The sequence below is a fragment of the Agrobacterium sp. El2ro-1b genome (assembly GCF_048298475.1).
GTDB lineage: Bacteria > Pseudomonadota > Alphaproteobacteria > Rhizobiales > Rhizobiaceae > Agrobacterium > Agrobacterium fabrum.
The window spans coordinates 1,618,994-1,633,135 of record NZ_CP103458.1 but is presented as its reverse complement, the minus strand read 5'-3'; the positions used below and the strand labels follow the sequence as shown (position 1 = coordinate 1,633,135).

The window sequence follows — 14,142 nt, the reverse complement described above, 5'->3', positions numbered from 1 at the left end:
CGCGAAATGGCTAGCAGGAAAGAAGCACTTGCACGTCGCGCGAGCCGTGTGCGCCGCCAGATCAAGGCGGTTGCCAACGGCCGTCCGCGCCTGTCGGTTCATCGCTCGTCGAAGAACATCTACGCCCAGATCATCGATGACGTTGCTGGCAAGACGCTTGCGTCTGCCTCCACGCTCGAAGCCGATCTGCGCAGCTCGCTCAAGACCGGCGCCGACGTTGCAGCAGCAGCTGTTGTCGGCAAGCTGGTTGCCGAGCGTGGCGTCAAGGCTGGCGTCAAGGATGTCGTTTTCGACCGTGGCGCGTTCATCTATCATGGCCGTATCAAGGCCGTGGCTGAAGCTGCCCGCGAAGGCGGTCTGAACTTCTGATCTTTTTCCGCCCGGACAATGATCCGGGCGGAATTTCACCGGGCCATGCGGATCTCTTCATCGAGGCCGCTGGTCTTTTCGTTTGCCGTTCCACCCGTAAAAGAAAAAGGACAAGGACAATGGCACAGGAAAAAAGAGGTTCTCGCGACGATCGCCAGAACCGTGAAGAGCGCGATAGCGAATTCGTCGACAAGCTGGTCGCGATCAACCGCGTTGCAAAGGTTGTTAAGGGTGGCCGTCGCTTCGGCTTCGCCGCTCTCGTCGTCGTTGGCGACCAGAAGGGCCGCGTTGGCTTCGGTCACGGCAAGGCTCGTGAAGTTCCGGAAGCTATCCGCAAGGCAACGGAAAGCGCAAAGCGCGATCTGATCTTCGTTCCGCTGCGCGATGGCCGCACGCTGCATCACGACGTCAATGGCCGTCACGGCGCAGGCAAGGTGCTGCTGCGTTCGGCCAAGGCCGGTACCGGTATCATCGCCGGTGGTCCGATGCGCGCCGTTTTCGAAACGCTCGGCGTTCATGACGTTGTTGCGAAGTCGACCGGTTCGTCGAACCCGTACAACATGGTTCGCGCCACGTTCGACGCTCTGAAGCATCAGGTTCATCCGAAGGACATCGCTGCACAGCGTGGTCTGAAGTATGCGACCCTTCAGGCTCGCCGTGCCGCTTCCGGCAACGCTTCTGAAGAATAAGGAGCTGGATCATGGCCAAGAAAACTACTGAAGCCAAGAAGACTGTCACGGTCGAACAGATCGGCAGCCCTATTCGCCGCCCGGCAATCCAGCGTCAGACGCTGGTCGGTCTGGGTCTCAACAAGATGCATCGTCAGCGCACCCTGGAAGATACTCCGGCGGTTCGCGGCATGATCCGTGCGGTCCAGCATCTCGTTCGCGTCGTTGACGAGAAGTGAGACGGAGTAACCTATCATGAAACTCAATGAAATCAGAGACAACGAAGGCTCCTCCAAGGACCGTATCCGCGTAGGTCGCGGTATCGGTTCCGGCAAGGGCAAGACCGGTGGTCGCGGTGTGAAGGGTCAGAAGGCTCGTTCGGGCGTCGCCATCAACGGTTTTGAAGGCGGTCAGATGCCTATCTACCGCCGCCTGCCGAAGCGTGGCTTTAACAACATTTTCGGTTCCGAATTTGCTGTTGTGTCGCTCGGCCGCATTCAGACTGCCATCGACGCCAAGAAGCTTGATGCTTCCGCAACGATCGATGCTGCTGCTCTCAAGGCTGCTGGCGTCATCCGTCGCGTCAAGGACGGCGTACGCATTCTCGCCGATGGCGAGCTGAAGGCCAAGGTCGCTTTCGAAGTTGCCGGTGCTTCCAAGCCCGCACTCGAAAAGATCGAAAAGTCTGGCAGCTCGATCAAGCTTCTCGCAGTTGCAGCAGAAGCCTCCGAGTAATATATAGACTTCAGACGCCCGGGGCACGTCGCCCCGGGCGTTTGCGCTTCCTGGCCACTGGTGCTTTCGATCTAAATCGATTTGTAGAGGCATCAGGGCAATCTCTTCGCGGTGTGCTTTCACGGCCCCGCTTGCGGCAGAAAGTGCTGCAGGGAGAGCCTCACAGTTCTTGAACTTCCGTAGGGGAGGGGATAGGACATAAAAAACAGGGTGAGGCATGATGGCGGTCGAGAGCCGCATTCGTCCGAAGCCCGGTTTTGACCGGTATTTTTTAGACCTTTCCGCATTGGCCGGTATTGCTGGCTGGCAAGGGTCATTCGGAGAAATTTATGGCTTCAGCAGCGGAACAACTGGCTTCGAACCTGAATTTTTCGACCTTCGCTAAGGCGGAGGATCTGAAAAAGCGTCTCTGGTTTACTCTTGCCGCACTTCTCGTCTACCGTCTCGGCACCCACATTCCGCTTCCGGGTCTGAACCCAGAAGCCTATGCGCAGGCCTTCCGTGGCCAGGCCAACGGTATTCTCGGTCTTTTCAACATGTTTGCGGGTGGCGCCGTCGAGCGCATGGCGATCTTCGCCCTCGGCATCATGCCTTACATCTCCGCTTCGATCATCGTGCAGCTCATGACCTCGGTCGTGCCCTCGCTCGAAGCGTTGAAGAAGGAAGGCGAAGCCGGCCGCAAGATCATCAACCAGTACACCCGCTACGGCACGGTGCTGCTCGGCACGCTGCAGGCCTATGGCATCGCGGTCGGCCTTGAAAGCGGCAACGGTCTCGTGGTTGATCCGGGCATGTTCTTCCGCGTTTCCACCGTCATCACGCTGCTCGGCGGCACGATGTTCCTGATGTGGCTCGGCGAGCAGATCACCTCGCGCGGTATCGGCAATGGTATTTCGCTGATCATCTTTGCGGGCATTGCCGCAGGCCTGCCGAAGGCTCTGGCTGGCACGCTTGAACTTGGCCGCACCGGCGCGCTGTCGACCCCGCTCATCCTGATGGTTGTCATCGTGGCCATCGGCGTCATTGCCCTCATCGTCTTCGTGGAGCGCGCCCAGCGCCGTCTCCTCATACAATATCCGAAGCGACAGGTCGGCAACCGGATGTTCCAGGGCGATACCTCGCACCTGCCGCTGAAGCTCAACACGGCCGGCGTCATTCCCGCGATCTTCGCATCGTCGCTGCTGCTCCTGCCGGCAACGGCTGCAGGTTTTGCCGGTAACACCAACCTACCGACCTGGGCGACCTCGATCATCGCGTCGCTGCAGCATGGCCAGCCGTTGTTCATGGCGCTTTACGGCCTGCTGATCGCGTTCTTCGCGTTCTTCTACACGGCAATCGTGTTCAATCCGAAGGATACGGCTGACAATCTCAAGAAGCATGGTGGCTTCATTCCGGGTATCCGTCCGGGCGAGCGCACCGCGGAGTACATCGATTACGTCCTGACCCGCATTACCGTGGTCGGCGCGATTTATCTGGTCTTCGTGTGTATCCTTCCTGAGACACTTATCGCACGTACGGGCATTCCGTTAGCCCTTGGTGGTACTTCGCTTTTGATCGTTGTCAGTGTAACTCTGGATACGGTTGCGCAGATTCAGGGTCACCTGATCGCCCAGCAATATGAAGGTCTGATCAAGAAGTCGAAGTTGCGTGGAGGAAAGAGGGGACGATGAGACTGATATTTTTGGGTCCGCCGGGTGCGGGCAAGGGAACCCAGGCCAAGCGGCTGACTGACAAGTACGGGATCCCGCAGCTTTCCACCGGTGACATGCTTCGCGCTGCGGTCAGCGCGGGCACCGAAATCGGCAAGCGCGCCAAGGCCGTCATGGACGCCGGCGGGCTCGTTTCCGACGATATCGTCAATCAGATCGTTTCCGAACGCATCGAAGCACCTGACTGTGCCAAGGGCTTTATTCTCGACGGCTACCCGCGCACCGTTCCGCAGGCCAAGGCGCTTGCCGACAACATGCGCAAGAAGAATCAGGTCCTGGATGCCGTCATCGAACTGAAGGTGGATGAAGAGGCGTTGATTCGCCGAATCGAAAACCGCGTGGCTGAAACCATTGCCGCCGGCGGCACGGTTCGCTCGGATGACAATCCGGAAGCTTTCCGCAAACGCCTGACGGAATATCGCGAAAAGACCGCGCCGCTGTCTGCCTATTACAGCGAACAGGGCGAGCTGGTGACGCTGGATGGCATGGCTGATGTCGATGCCGTCACCGAGGCCATTGAGCGCGTTCTCGAGAAAGCCTCTGCCTGATCGATGGAACGGATGGGCAAGCGCTGTTGCGTTCTTGCCTATATCTCGCTTCTGCATGACGGTTGGTCCTCTGGATCGTAAAAGAATCTTGGCGGAGCCGGTTGCTTTTTTGCGCTGATTCCGTTAAACACCGCGCCAACTCGCGACATCCCAAGCGACTGGCGCGGATTTCCCTAAAGGGAGGGAGATCCGGGTTCAGTCGTTTTGACTTGTCACGGACATCAATTTGAACTGGCGGTCTTGTTGGCCGCTCGAATGGAATCACCACTTGCCGGATGGCAACTGGAACCAAGGAGAAAAGACGTGGCACGTATCGCTGGCGTCAACATCCCGACTGCAAAGCGCGTTGTTATTGCGCTGACCTATATTCACGGGATTGGTCCGAAATTCGCGCAGGAAATCATGGACAAGGTCGGTATTCCGGCTGAAAAGCGCGTTCATCAGCTGACGGATGCTGAAGTTCTTCAGATCCGCGAAGCCATCGACCGCGACTATCAGGTCGAAGGTGACCTGCGTCGTGAGACCTCGATGAACATCAAGCGTCTGATGGACCTCGGCTGCTACCGCGGCCTGCGTCACCGTCGTGGCCTTCCGGTCCGCGGTCAGCGCACGCACACCAACGCCCGCACCCGCAAGGGTCCGGCGAAGGCTATCGCCGGTAAGAAGAAGTAATTTTCCGGTTTTCCGGAAAGGGGAGGCTGGTGCAGTCCGCGCCAGCCTTTCTGAGTTTGGCGAAAAGCTCGGCTACGGGCTGATCGCCGGTGTAGCCGCTGGTGTTACGGCGGTGAAGAGATCAATGAAAGGTATAAAATGGCCAAGGAAGCCGCACGCGTCCGTCGTCGCGAACGCAAAAATATCACGTCTGGCGTCGCGCACGTCAACTCGACCTTCAACAACACGATGATCACCATTACCGACGCACAGGGCAATGCTATTGCCTGGTCGTCCGCTGGTGCCAAGGGCTTCAAGGGTTCGCGCAAGTCGACCCCGTTCGCTGCCCAGATCGCTGCTGAAGATTGCGCGAAGAAGGCTCAGGAACACGGCATGAAGTCGCTTGAAGTTGAAGTTTGCGGTCCGGGTTCCGGCCGTGAATCGGCACTTCGCGCTCTGCAGGCTGCCGGTTTCATGATCACTTCCATTCGCGACGTGACGCCGATCCCGCACAACGGTTGCCGTCCGCGCAAGAAGCGCCGCGTCTGACGCGACCGTGGTTCGGAAATTCCGCCTTTCCTTCGGTCTGGCGGAATTTTCGTGTATCTGGCGTGTGCGCGTCGATTTCGATCGACGGACTTGCGCTCAAGAACCCACTGATGAACCAGTGAATTAGGTTCCTCTCGGTGTTTTCATGCTCGGTCCGTCACGATTGGATGGTGGCGGCGAACGGAAGGTTTAAAGATGATTCAGAAGAACTGGCAGGAACTTATCAAGCCGAACAAGGTCGAGTTCACCTCGTCCAGCCGCACCAAGGCAACTCTGGTTGCCGAGCCGCTGGAGCGTGGTTTCGGTCTTACCCTCGGCAACGCGCTGCGTCGCGTTCTGTTGTCTTCTCTGCGTGGTGCCGCTGTAACGGCCGTGCAGATCGACGGTGTCCTGCACGAATTCTCCTCCATCCCCGGCGTTCGGGAAGATGTGACGGATATCGTGCTCAACATCAAGGAAATCGCCATCAAGATGGATGGTGATGATTCCAAGCGCATGGTCGTGCGCAAGCAGGGTCCGGGTTCGGTAACCGCTGGTGACATCCAGACGGTTGGCGACATCGAGATTCTGAACCCCGACCACGTAATCTGCACGCTCGACGAAGGCGCTGAAATCCGCATGGAATTCACCGTCAACAACGGCAAGGGTTACGTACCGGCTGAGCGCAACCGCGCGGAAGATGCCCCGATCGGCCTCATTCCGGTGGACAGCCTCTATTCTCCGGTCAAGAAAGTGTCCTACAAGGTGGAAAACACCCGTGAAGGCCAGGTTCTCGACTATGACAAGCTGATCATGACGATCGAGACCAACGGTTCGGTTTCCGGCGAAGACGCCGTTGCCTTCGCCGCTCGCATTCTTCAGGACCAGCTGGGCGTCTTCGTCAACTTCGACGAGCCGCAGAAGGAAGCAGAAGAAGAATCGGTTACCGAACTCGCGTTCAACCCGGCGCTTCTCAAGAAGGTCGACGAGCTCGAACTGTCCGTTCGTTCGGCAAACTGCCTGAAGAACGACAACATCGTTTATATCGGCGACCTGATCCAGAAAACCGAAGCCGAAATGCTCCGCACGCCGAACTTTGGTCGCAAGTCGCTGAACGAAATCAAGGAAGTTCTCGCTTCCATGGGGCTGCACCTCGGCATGGAAGTGCCGGCATGGCCGCCTGAGAACATCGAAGATCTCGCCAAGCGTTACGAAGACCAATACTAACAAACAAGAAGGCAGACCTTAAAGACTGCCTTTCCCCGTCAAACAGCAGATAAGTCATCTGCATGTGCCAGGAAACGGCAGGCCTTAAAGAAGGCACCTGCGTAGAAGGAGAATAGCAATGCGCCACGGTAATTCAGGCCGCAAGCTCAATAGAACCGCCAGCCACCGCAAGGCAATGTTTGCCAACATGGCTGCTTCGCTCATCACTCATGAGCAGATCGTCACCACCCTTCCGAAGGCGAAGGAAATCCGTCCGATCGTCGAGCGTCTCGTGACGCTGGGCAAGCGCGGCGACCTGCACGCTCGTCGTCAGGCGATCTCGCAGATCAAGGATCAGGACGCCGTTCGCAAGCTGTTCGACGCGATCGCTTCGCGTTACGCAACCCGCAATGGCGGCTACCTGCGTATCATGAAGGCCGGCTACCGCCAGGGCGACAACGCGGCTCTCGCCGTCGTTGAATTCGTCGAGCGCGACGTTGACGCCAAGGGCGCAGCCGACAAGGCTCGCGTTGCCGCTGAAGCAGCTGCTGCCGAAGCCGCATAAGGTCTGACGCCTTCAGGCGTCATGAGTTAAAAAGCCGGGTGAGAGATCGCCCGGTTTTTTGCGTTTGGGTATTGGGAAATTGAGCAGGCGAGGTGCTACCTCAGCAAATCCTTTGGCGTGCCTGCCAGACGCTCGGCTGAAGTTCTACTTCTCTCACTCCGGAACGTGAATACGAGCCTTGATGTGCTTGAGTTGCGCGACAATCGTAAACGTCATGATGACCAGCAGCGACCACGAACTCCACTTACCGATATGCACCACGGACCAGGCGCCGATCTGATCGGGATATTTCCAGATACCGAAGAATGTCGAGATGTTTTCTGCCAACCAGACGAAAAACCCTATCAGGACGAATGAGAGAAGCAGCGGCATCTTTCGATCCCGATCATAGGGGCGGTAGACCACCGTTGCGCGGGAATAGAGGCCGATGGCGCAGGCGGCGATGTACCAGCGGTAATCGCCGATAAAATGGTGGGTGAAGAAGTTGGCGTAGATAGCGATGCCGATCAGCGTTGCCATCCAATAGGTGGGATAATGGCGAATGCGCACATCCAGCAGGCGCCATGCCTGGATGATGTAACTGCCGACGGCGGCGTACATGAAACCGGAAAAGAGCGGCACGCCGAGGACCTTGCTATAGGCGAAATCGGGGTAGGACCAGGACTGGATGGCGCTTGACGTCTTGAACACTTCAAGCGCGAAACCGACGATATGGAACAGCAGGATGGCCTTGGCCTCGTCAAGCGTTTCCAGCCTGCTCCAGATCATGAAGAACTGGATGCCGAGCGCGATGATCAGCAGCACGTCATAACGCGGAATGCCAAATAGCCCACCATGCGGCACCACGAAGATGGAGATGAAGAACAGTCCCGCAAACAGGCAGGCACGGGCTTCCTTGATGCCGAAATAGAGAAATTCGACGATGAAGCGCCTGATGCCCTTGAGTTCGCCCCAGGGATAGGTATCGCACAGAAGATCGTCCAAAACCGAGAGGCGGGTTGCGGCTGGACCTGTTGCTGTGCTCATGTTCGCGCCTCGATTTGCATCCGTTAAATTTTCATACGAAAACCGGAAGGAACTCGCATGGGTCCGTCGCGCCTTTCCCCGCCTTATTTTGCCCGCATCCGGCTTTTGGCGGCGGCCGTGATGGTGATCATTGGCGGTCTTTGCTTGCGGGCGTTCGGCTATGAGGTGGGATTGCCGTTCGTGGTGGTAAAATATGGCGGATCCGTGCTCTGGGGGGCGATGGTTTATCTGCTGCTTGCGGCCATCCTTCCGTCCCGCTGGCACGGCTATGAGGTTCACATCGCCGTCATCGTCGTTGTCGTCGTGGAATTGATCCGGCTCGTTCATTTCCCGGCGCTGGACGCGTTTCGCGCAACGGCGGCCGGAGCTTTGCTGCTCGGCCGCGTTTTTTCCGTGTGGAATATTGTCTGTTATATCGGCGGGATCGCGGTGGCGTCCTTTACGTCCGGACGGGCCTTGCGCGCTTATTCCTCTTCATCGTCATGATCGAGGGCCGCACCAGCCGATAGCCCAGCAAGGCAACCATGGTGCTGATATAAAATACCGGCTCCAGCGTGATTGATTTCCGGGCCAGCACGAAATGCAGCACGCCGACGATGAGGACGAGATATACGAGCTTGTGCAGTGTGTTCCAGCGGCTGCCGAGACGGCGGATCGACCAGCGGTTGGAGGTGAGCGCCAGCGGAATGAGCATGATGAGCCCCGCCATGCCGAGCATGATGTAGGGGCGTTTGAGAATGTCGCCGGCAATGGAGCCGAGTATCAGCCCGCGGTCCAACACCAGATAGACGGTAAAATGGGCGAGCACATAATAAAAGGCGATCAGGCCCAGCGCCCGGCGATAGGCAATAAGATTGACGTTGAAGAGATCGCGCAGCGGTGTCACCAGCAAGCCGACGCAAAGGAAACGCAGCGCCCAGATGCCGAGCAGGTGCTCGAAATCCTTGACGGGGTTAAAGCCGAGGCCGCCGGTTGCAGCGAGGTAAAAATACCAGAGACCAGGGCAGAGGCCGAGCACATAAAGCGACCAGATGGCTGCCGGCTGGTAACGCTTCGGCAGGGAGGGAAGCGAAAAGGCGAGGGCCATGGTCAGTAATTCGCTTTCAGATCCAGCCCGGTATAGAGGCTCGCGACGTCGTCATAACCGTTGAACATCAGGGTAGGGCGGTTTTGCGTGCCGAAAAAGCCGCCTTCGCCGATGCGCTGTTCCGTCGCCTGGCTCCAGCGCGGATGGTCCACATGCGGATTGACGTTGGAATAGAAGCCGTATTCGCGGGCGTTGGAGTTCTTCCACGTCGTTTCCGGCTGTTTTTCCACAAGCGAAATCCGCACGATGGATTTGATGCCTTTGAAACCGTATTTCCACGGCACGACAAGCCGGATCGGTGCGCCGTTCTGATTGGGCAATGTTTCGCCGTAGAGGCCGACGGCGAGGATGGTGAGCGGATGACGCGCTTCATCGAGACGCAGGCCTTCGACATAGGGCCAGGACAGAGGCTGGAACAAGCCGCTCTGGCCGGGCATTTCCTCCGGGCGCACGACCGTCTCGAAGGACACGTATTTCGCGCTGCCCAGCGGCTCCACCTTGTCGAGCAGGGCAGACAGCGGAAAACCGATCCAGGGAATGACCATTGACCAGCCTTCAACGCAGCGCATGCGATAGGTGCGCTCCTCCAGCGGATATTTCATCAGCTCTTCGATGCCGAATTCCTGCGGCTTGGAAACGAGGCCATCCACCTTTACCGTCCAGGGCGTTGGCTTGAACTTGCCTGAATTTTCCTTCGGGTCGGACTTGCCGACACCGAATTCGTAGAAATTATTGTAGCTGGTGACGGCGTCGAGCGGGGTGAGTTTCTCATCCAGCTTATAGGCACCGGGCTTGGCGGAGAGCGGTGCGGCAATGGCCTCGCGGCCAGTCAACCCTACGGCAGCAAGGCCTGCCGCCGTTCCGAGGAAGTTGCGCCGGGACAGGTAAAAGGATTTGGGCGTTATCTCTGAAGACGCGATATGAGGCGGACGATAAGCGGGCATAAAAACCTCCACAAAAGCCGGGTGCATCGGCGATAAATCGATTATGATAGCCAATACGGTCGCTGCACAGATATGTTTCAGCACTCTGCGGAAAAACAACGATGAACGGGTGATAATCGCGCATTTGTGATGGCGTGTCCTTTGAAGATGGCGCTGAATAGAAAGCGTACCGTACCGAACCGTACTGTTTTGCCTGAAGGTGACAGTGACAGCGTGTGCGGTTTGCGCTAGAAAAACTGCAAAATGGGGTGAGGGCGGTTTGTCTGTGTTGTGGACAAACGCCTTCGCCGAGAGATCGAGGAAAACACCATGCCAGCCTATCGCTCCAGAACGACAACCCACGGCCGCAACATGGCGGGCGCGCGCGGCCTTTGGCGCGCCACCGGCATGAAGGACAGCGATTTCGGCAAGCCGATCATCGCGGTGGTCAATTCATTTACGCAGTTTGTGCCGGGCCATGTGCATCTGAAGGATCTCGGCCAGCTGGTTGCCCGCGAAATCGAGGCGGCCGGCGGTGTTGCCAAGGAATTCAACACGATTGCGGTTGATGACGGCATCGCCATGGGCCATGACGGCATGCTCTATTCGCTGCCGTCGCGCGAGATCATCGCTGACTCGGTCGAATATATGGTCAATGCCCATTGCGCCGATGCGATGGTCTGTATTTCCAACTGCGACAAGATCACGCCCGGCATGCTGAATGCGGCGATGCGCCTCAACATTCCCGCCGTTTTCGTGTCCGGTGGTCCGATGGAAGCGGGCAAGGTGGTTCTGCACGGCAAGACGGTTGCGCTCGATCTGGTCGATGCGATGGTGGCTGCTGCCGACGACAAGATTTCCGATGAGGATGTCAAGATCATCGAACGTTCCGCCTGCCCGACCTGCGGTTCCTGTTCCGGCATGTTCACGGCCAACTCCATGAACTGTCTGACCGAGGCGCTCGGCCTGTCCTTGCCCGGCAACGGCTCGACGCTTGCCACCCACTCGGATCGCAAGCGCCTGTTCGTCGAAGCCGGCCACCTGATCGTCGATCTGGCCCGCCGTTATTACGAGCAGGACGACGAGACCGTTCTGCCGCGCACCATCGCCAACAAGGCGGCATTTGAAAACGCCATGTCGCTGGATATTGCCATGGGTGGCTCCACCAATACGGTTCTGCATATTCTGGCGGCAGCCCACGAGGGCGGCGTAGATTTCGGCATGGAGGATATCGACCGTCTTTCCCGCAAGGTTCCCTGCCTTTCCAAGGTCGCGCCGGCCAAACAGGACGTGCATATGGAAGACGTTCATCGCGCCGGCGGCATCATGCGCATTCTCGGCGAGCTGGAACGCGGCGGTCTCATCAACCGCGATACCTATACCGTGCACGAGGCGACGCTTGGCGATGCCATCGACCGCTGGGATATCACCCGCACCAACAGCGAAACGGTGCGCGAATTCTTCAAGGCGGCCCCCGGCGGCGTGCCGACCCAGGTTGCCTTCAGCCAGTCCTCGCGCTGGGATGATCTGGACACCGACAGCGACAATGGCGTTATCCGCTCGGTCGAGAAGCCTTTCTCCAAGGATGGTGGTCTCGCTGTGCTTTACGGCAACATCGCACTCGATGGCTGCATCGTGAAGACGGCGGGCGTTGATGAATCCATCCTGAAATTCAACGGATCGGCAGTCGTTTACGAAAGTCAGGACGCGGCCGTGAAGGGCATTCTCGGCAACGAGGTCAAGGCGGGCGACGTCGTCGTCATCCGCTACGAAGGGCCGAAGGGCGGGCCGGGCATGCAGGAAATGCTCTATCCGACCAGCTACCTCAAGTCCAAGGGCCTCGGCAAAGCCTGCGCGCTCATCACCGATGGTCGCTTCTCCGGTGGCACGTCAGGCCTGTCCATCGGCCATGCCTCGCCGGAAGCGGCACAGGGCGGCGCCATCGGCCTCGTGCGTCAGGGCGACCTGATCGAGATCGACATTCCGAACCGCACCATCAACCTCAAGGTTTCGGATGCGGAACTGGCCGCGCGCCGGGCCGAGCAGGAAGAAAAGGGCTGGAAGCCGGAAGCGCCGCGCAAGCGTAATGTCACGACAGCACTGAAGGCCTATGCGGCCTTTGCGTCGAGCGCGGACAAGGGTGCTGTGCGGATTCTGCCGGAGTAAGCTGTCGCAGAGTGGGGCGGGAGTTAATTAACCGTCCCGTTGCGCGGTGGCTGGAGCTCGCTGACTAGGACCGGAAAGCTCTCATCCGTCATGCTCGGGCTTGTCCCGAGCATCTGCAACCGACCGATACTACGCGACGTGGATAGATCCTTGGGACAGGCCCGAGGATGACGTCGAGAGTGATGTGCGATCTGCAATTGTTCGATCAGCCGCCCTTCGGGGCGGCTTTTTGCTGTCTGAATTTGGTGTGAAGCCCAGCTCATAAACAGATTCAATTGCCTCACAGGGTGATTCTTCTGCCGCCTTTAACATCCTGTTTTTCCATCGTAAATACGAAACTACTTACAGGCTGCTTCCTATCCAGCAGTCACATTGGAGTGATGTTCGTCCAGCGACCCTTTTTCAGAACGCGGCGATGCCTAACTTCATCACCATGAAAAGACGAACCGCACTCGCCCTCATCGCCTCGCTGCCTTTTGCTCCGCTGGCCCGCGCGCAAAGCGCCGGCAACAACATCCGTTTCGATCCGTTGCTGAGGCAGGCGGATGCACTTTCCAGCCTCAAGGCGGTGATCGTCAGCATCGATGGCGAGGATGTTGCGAGCCGCGCCTATCATGGCGCCAGCCTCAACGGCTCCACCAATATCAAGTCGGCCTCGAAGTCGGTCATTTCGGCGCTGGTGGGCATGGCGATCGATCGCAAGATCATTGAGGGCGCAGATCAGCCGATCGCGACCATCCTGCGCGGTGATTTTCCGCCTAACCCCGATCCGCGGCTGGAGCGGATTACCGTGGGCAATCTTCTTTCCATGCAATCCGGTCTGGAGCGCATGTCCGGCCCGAATTATGGCCGCTGGGTTGCCAGCCGCAACTGGGTGAGAATGGCGCTGGGGTCCGGTTTCGCGGGAGAGCCTGGCGGCGCCATGCTTTATTCCACGGCCTCCACACATCTGCTTTCGGCGATATTAACGAAAGCGTCGGGCCGCTCGACGCTTTCTCTTGCCCGAGACTGGTTCCGGCCGCTTGAAGGGTTCGCCATTGGCGGCTGGGAACGCGATCCGCAGGGCATCTATCTCGGTGGCAACCAGATGGCGATGACGGCGCGTTCCCTGCTGGCCTTTGGTGAGCTCTATCGTCTTGGCGGCGTAACGCCCGATGGTGAGCGGCTTATCTCGCAGGAATGGATCAGCCAGTCCTGGCAGCAGCGCACCAATTCCGTCTTCAACGGCGATGGTTACGGTTATTGCTGGTTCATCAAGGAAATGGCGGGGGAGACGGTGTATTACGCCTGGGGTTACGGCGGGCAGATGCTCTATATCGTGCCCGCCAGACGGCTGTCCGTGGTCATGACCTCGCGTGAGGATGCGCCTTCGGCCAGAACCGGGTATCGCGACCAGCTGCATGGCCTCATGGAAAACATCATCCGTGCAGTGTGAGGCAGGCGATAACGCTCAGAGCGGACGGTTGATGCTCTGGAACGCTTCGCCGAGGCGCTTCATGCGTTCCTCATAGGCGCCCGTCAGGCAGGCGACATCGGCTGCGCATTCCTGGCGTTTCTTCAGCCATTTGCTCTGTTCGTCGCGCAAGGTATCGCGCGCGCCCATCGCCATTAGCTGGGTGAGGATGTCGAAGGTGGTGGCCATCTTCACATCCTGGTCGTTCAGCGCGCGGTTATCGCAGATCGCTTTTTCATCGGCCGCCAGATCGGTCTTGGTGCAATCGAAGCTTGCGGCGCTGGCCGGTGAAACGAGGGAGGAGGCGAGAAGGATGCCGGAGGCGAGGAGGGTGGGTTTCAGATGCATGGATCGTCTCTTCTAAGGACAGTCTTGTCGGCTGAAACCAAAAATGGGTGCTGTTGGTTCCAATTGCGCCGGCCGATCTCTGCCGGGATAATTGCGGCCATCATCTTGCCGCTCTTTGCTTTACAGGCTTTGGCGTTATAACTCCATCATACTGATGACG

The 14,142-nt window shown here is 58.4% G+C and carries 18 protein-coding genes; 14 read left to right on the top strand and 4 right to left on the bottom strand.

The genetic code is table 11. The annotated features are described in order from the left end of the window. Window positions 1–6 precede the first annotated feature (6 nt). The 11 genes from rplR to rplQ all read left to right on the top strand — a co-directional run bounded on the left by rplR (window position 7) and on the right by rplQ (window position 6,979). On the top strand, window positions 7–369 hold the full coding sequence (rplR, locus tag NYR50_RS08150) for a 50S ribosomal protein L18 (RefSeq protein WP_006313980.1): 363 nt from the start codon (window positions 7–9) through the stop codon (window positions 367–369). A gap of 119 nt (window positions 370–488) precedes the next feature. Continuing rightward, window positions 489–1,058: a 30S ribosomal protein S5 gene (rpsE, locus tag NYR50_RS08145; RefSeq protein WP_003495208.1), complete on the top strand. Its 570-nt coding sequence runs from the start codon at window positions 489–491 to the stop codon at window positions 1,056–1,058. 11 nt (window positions 1,059–1,069) lie between these two features. Then, window positions 1,070–1,276, top strand: a complete 207-nt coding sequence (rpmD, locus tag NYR50_RS08140) for a 50S ribosomal protein L30 (protein WP_003495212.1) — start codon at window positions 1,070–1,072, stop codon at window positions 1,274–1,276. Between the two features lie 16 nt (window positions 1,277–1,292). After that, window positions 1,293–1,772 carry a 50S ribosomal protein L15 gene (gene rplO / locus NYR50_RS08135; RefSeq protein ID WP_174008782.1) on the top strand — a complete coding sequence of 160 codons (480 nt, stop codon included), beginning with the start codon at window positions 1,293–1,295 and terminating at the stop codon, window positions 1,770–1,772. 217 nt (window positions 1,773–1,989) lie between these two features. Continuing rightward, entirely contained in the window at window positions 1,990–2,157 is a 168-nt protein-coding gene (locus NYR50_RS08130; RefSeq protein WP_174008781.1) for a hypothetical protein, read from the top strand. Beyond that, window positions 2,102–3,442: a preprotein translocase subunit SecY gene (gene secY, locus NYR50_RS08125; protein ID WP_006313982.1), complete on the top strand. Its 1,341-nt coding sequence runs from the start codon at window positions 2,102–2,104 to the stop codon at window positions 3,440–3,442. The genes NYR50_RS08130 and secY overlap by 56 nt, the downstream gene beginning before the upstream one ends. Then, a complete protein-coding gene (locus NYR50_RS08120; protein ID WP_006313983.1) occupies window positions 3,439–4,029 on the top strand; it encodes an adenylate kinase in 591 nt (196 codons plus the stop codon). Before secY ends, NYR50_RS08120 begins: the two co-directional genes overlap by 4 nt. Window positions 4,030–4,332: 303 nt before the next feature. After that, entirely contained in the window at window positions 4,333–4,701 is a 369-nt protein-coding gene (gene rpsM, locus NYR50_RS08115; RefSeq protein ID WP_006313984.1) for a 30S ribosomal protein S13, read from the top strand. 138 nt (window positions 4,702–4,839) lie between these two features. Further along, window positions 4,840–5,229 (top strand): 30S ribosomal protein S11, encoded by a 390-nt coding sequence (rpsK, locus tag NYR50_RS08110; RefSeq protein WP_003495225.1) that lies wholly within the window; start codon window positions 4,840–4,842, stop codon window positions 5,227–5,229. 195 nt (window positions 5,230–5,424) lie between these two features. Beyond that, window positions 5,425–6,435, top strand: coding sequence for a DNA-directed RNA polymerase subunit alpha (locus NYR50_RS08105; RefSeq protein ID WP_003516121.1), 1,011 nt, complete (start codon window positions 5,425–5,427; stop codon window positions 6,433–6,435). Between the two features lie 118 nt (window positions 6,436–6,553). Then, window positions 6,554–6,979 (top strand): 50S ribosomal protein L17, encoded by a 426-nt coding sequence (gene rplQ, locus NYR50_RS08100; protein ID WP_006313985.1) that lies wholly within the window; start codon window positions 6,554–6,556, stop codon window positions 6,977–6,979. Window positions 6,980–7,132: 153 nt separating this feature from the next. Here the strand turns inward: rplQ and NYR50_RS08095 are convergent, their stop codons facing one another. Then, window positions 7,133–8,005: a DUF817 domain-containing protein gene (locus NYR50_RS08095; protein ID WP_174008778.1), complete on the bottom strand. Its 873-nt coding sequence runs from the start codon at window positions 8,003–8,005 to the stop codon at window positions 7,133–7,135. Between the two features lie 57 nt (window positions 8,006–8,062). On the opposite strand from NYR50_RS08095, the gene NYR50_RS08090 reads away from it, so the two are divergent. Next, on the top strand, window positions 8,063–8,491 hold the full coding sequence (locus NYR50_RS08090) for a DUF2809 domain-containing protein (protein ID WP_174008777.1): 429 nt from the start codon (window positions 8,063–8,065) through the stop codon (window positions 8,489–8,491). On the opposite strand, the gene msrQ is transcribed toward NYR50_RS08090, so the two are convergent. Continuing rightward, window positions 8,445–9,092: a protein-methionine-sulfoxide reductase heme-binding subunit MsrQ gene (gene msrQ / locus NYR50_RS08085; RefSeq protein WP_174008776.1), complete on the bottom strand. Its 648-nt coding sequence runs from the start codon at window positions 9,090–9,092 to the stop codon at window positions 8,445–8,447. The genes NYR50_RS08090 and msrQ overlap by 47 nt on opposite strands. A 2-nt stretch (window positions 9,093–9,094) precedes the next feature. Beyond that, window positions 9,095–10,036 carry a protein-methionine-sulfoxide reductase catalytic subunit MsrP gene (msrP, locus tag NYR50_RS08080; protein ID WP_418135595.1) on the bottom strand — a complete coding sequence of 314 codons (942 nt, stop codon included), beginning with the start codon at window positions 10,034–10,036 and terminating at the stop codon, window positions 9,095–9,097. A gap of 309 nt (window positions 10,037–10,345) precedes the next feature. On the opposite strand from msrP, the gene ilvD reads away from it, so the two are divergent. Both ilvD and NYR50_RS08070 read left to right on the top strand, forming a co-directional pair. Continuing rightward, window positions 10,346–12,181 (top strand): dihydroxy-acid dehydratase, encoded by a 1,836-nt coding sequence (gene ilvD, locus NYR50_RS08075; protein WP_418135594.1) that lies wholly within the window; start codon window positions 10,346–10,348, stop codon window positions 12,179–12,181. A 433-nt stretch (window positions 12,182–12,614) separates the two neighbouring features. After that, a complete protein-coding gene (locus NYR50_RS08070; RefSeq protein ID WP_418137274.1) occupies window positions 12,615–13,616 on the top strand; it encodes a serine hydrolase domain-containing protein in 1,002 nt (333 codons plus the stop codon). A 15-nt stretch (window positions 13,617–13,631) separates the two neighbouring features. On the opposite strand, the gene NYR50_RS08065 is transcribed toward NYR50_RS08070, so the two are convergent. Further along, window positions 13,632–13,982, bottom strand: coding sequence for a lysozyme inhibitor LprI family protein (locus NYR50_RS08065; protein WP_174008774.1), 351 nt, complete (start codon window positions 13,980–13,982; stop codon window positions 13,632–13,634). Window positions 13,983–14,142: the final 160 nt, after the last annotated feature.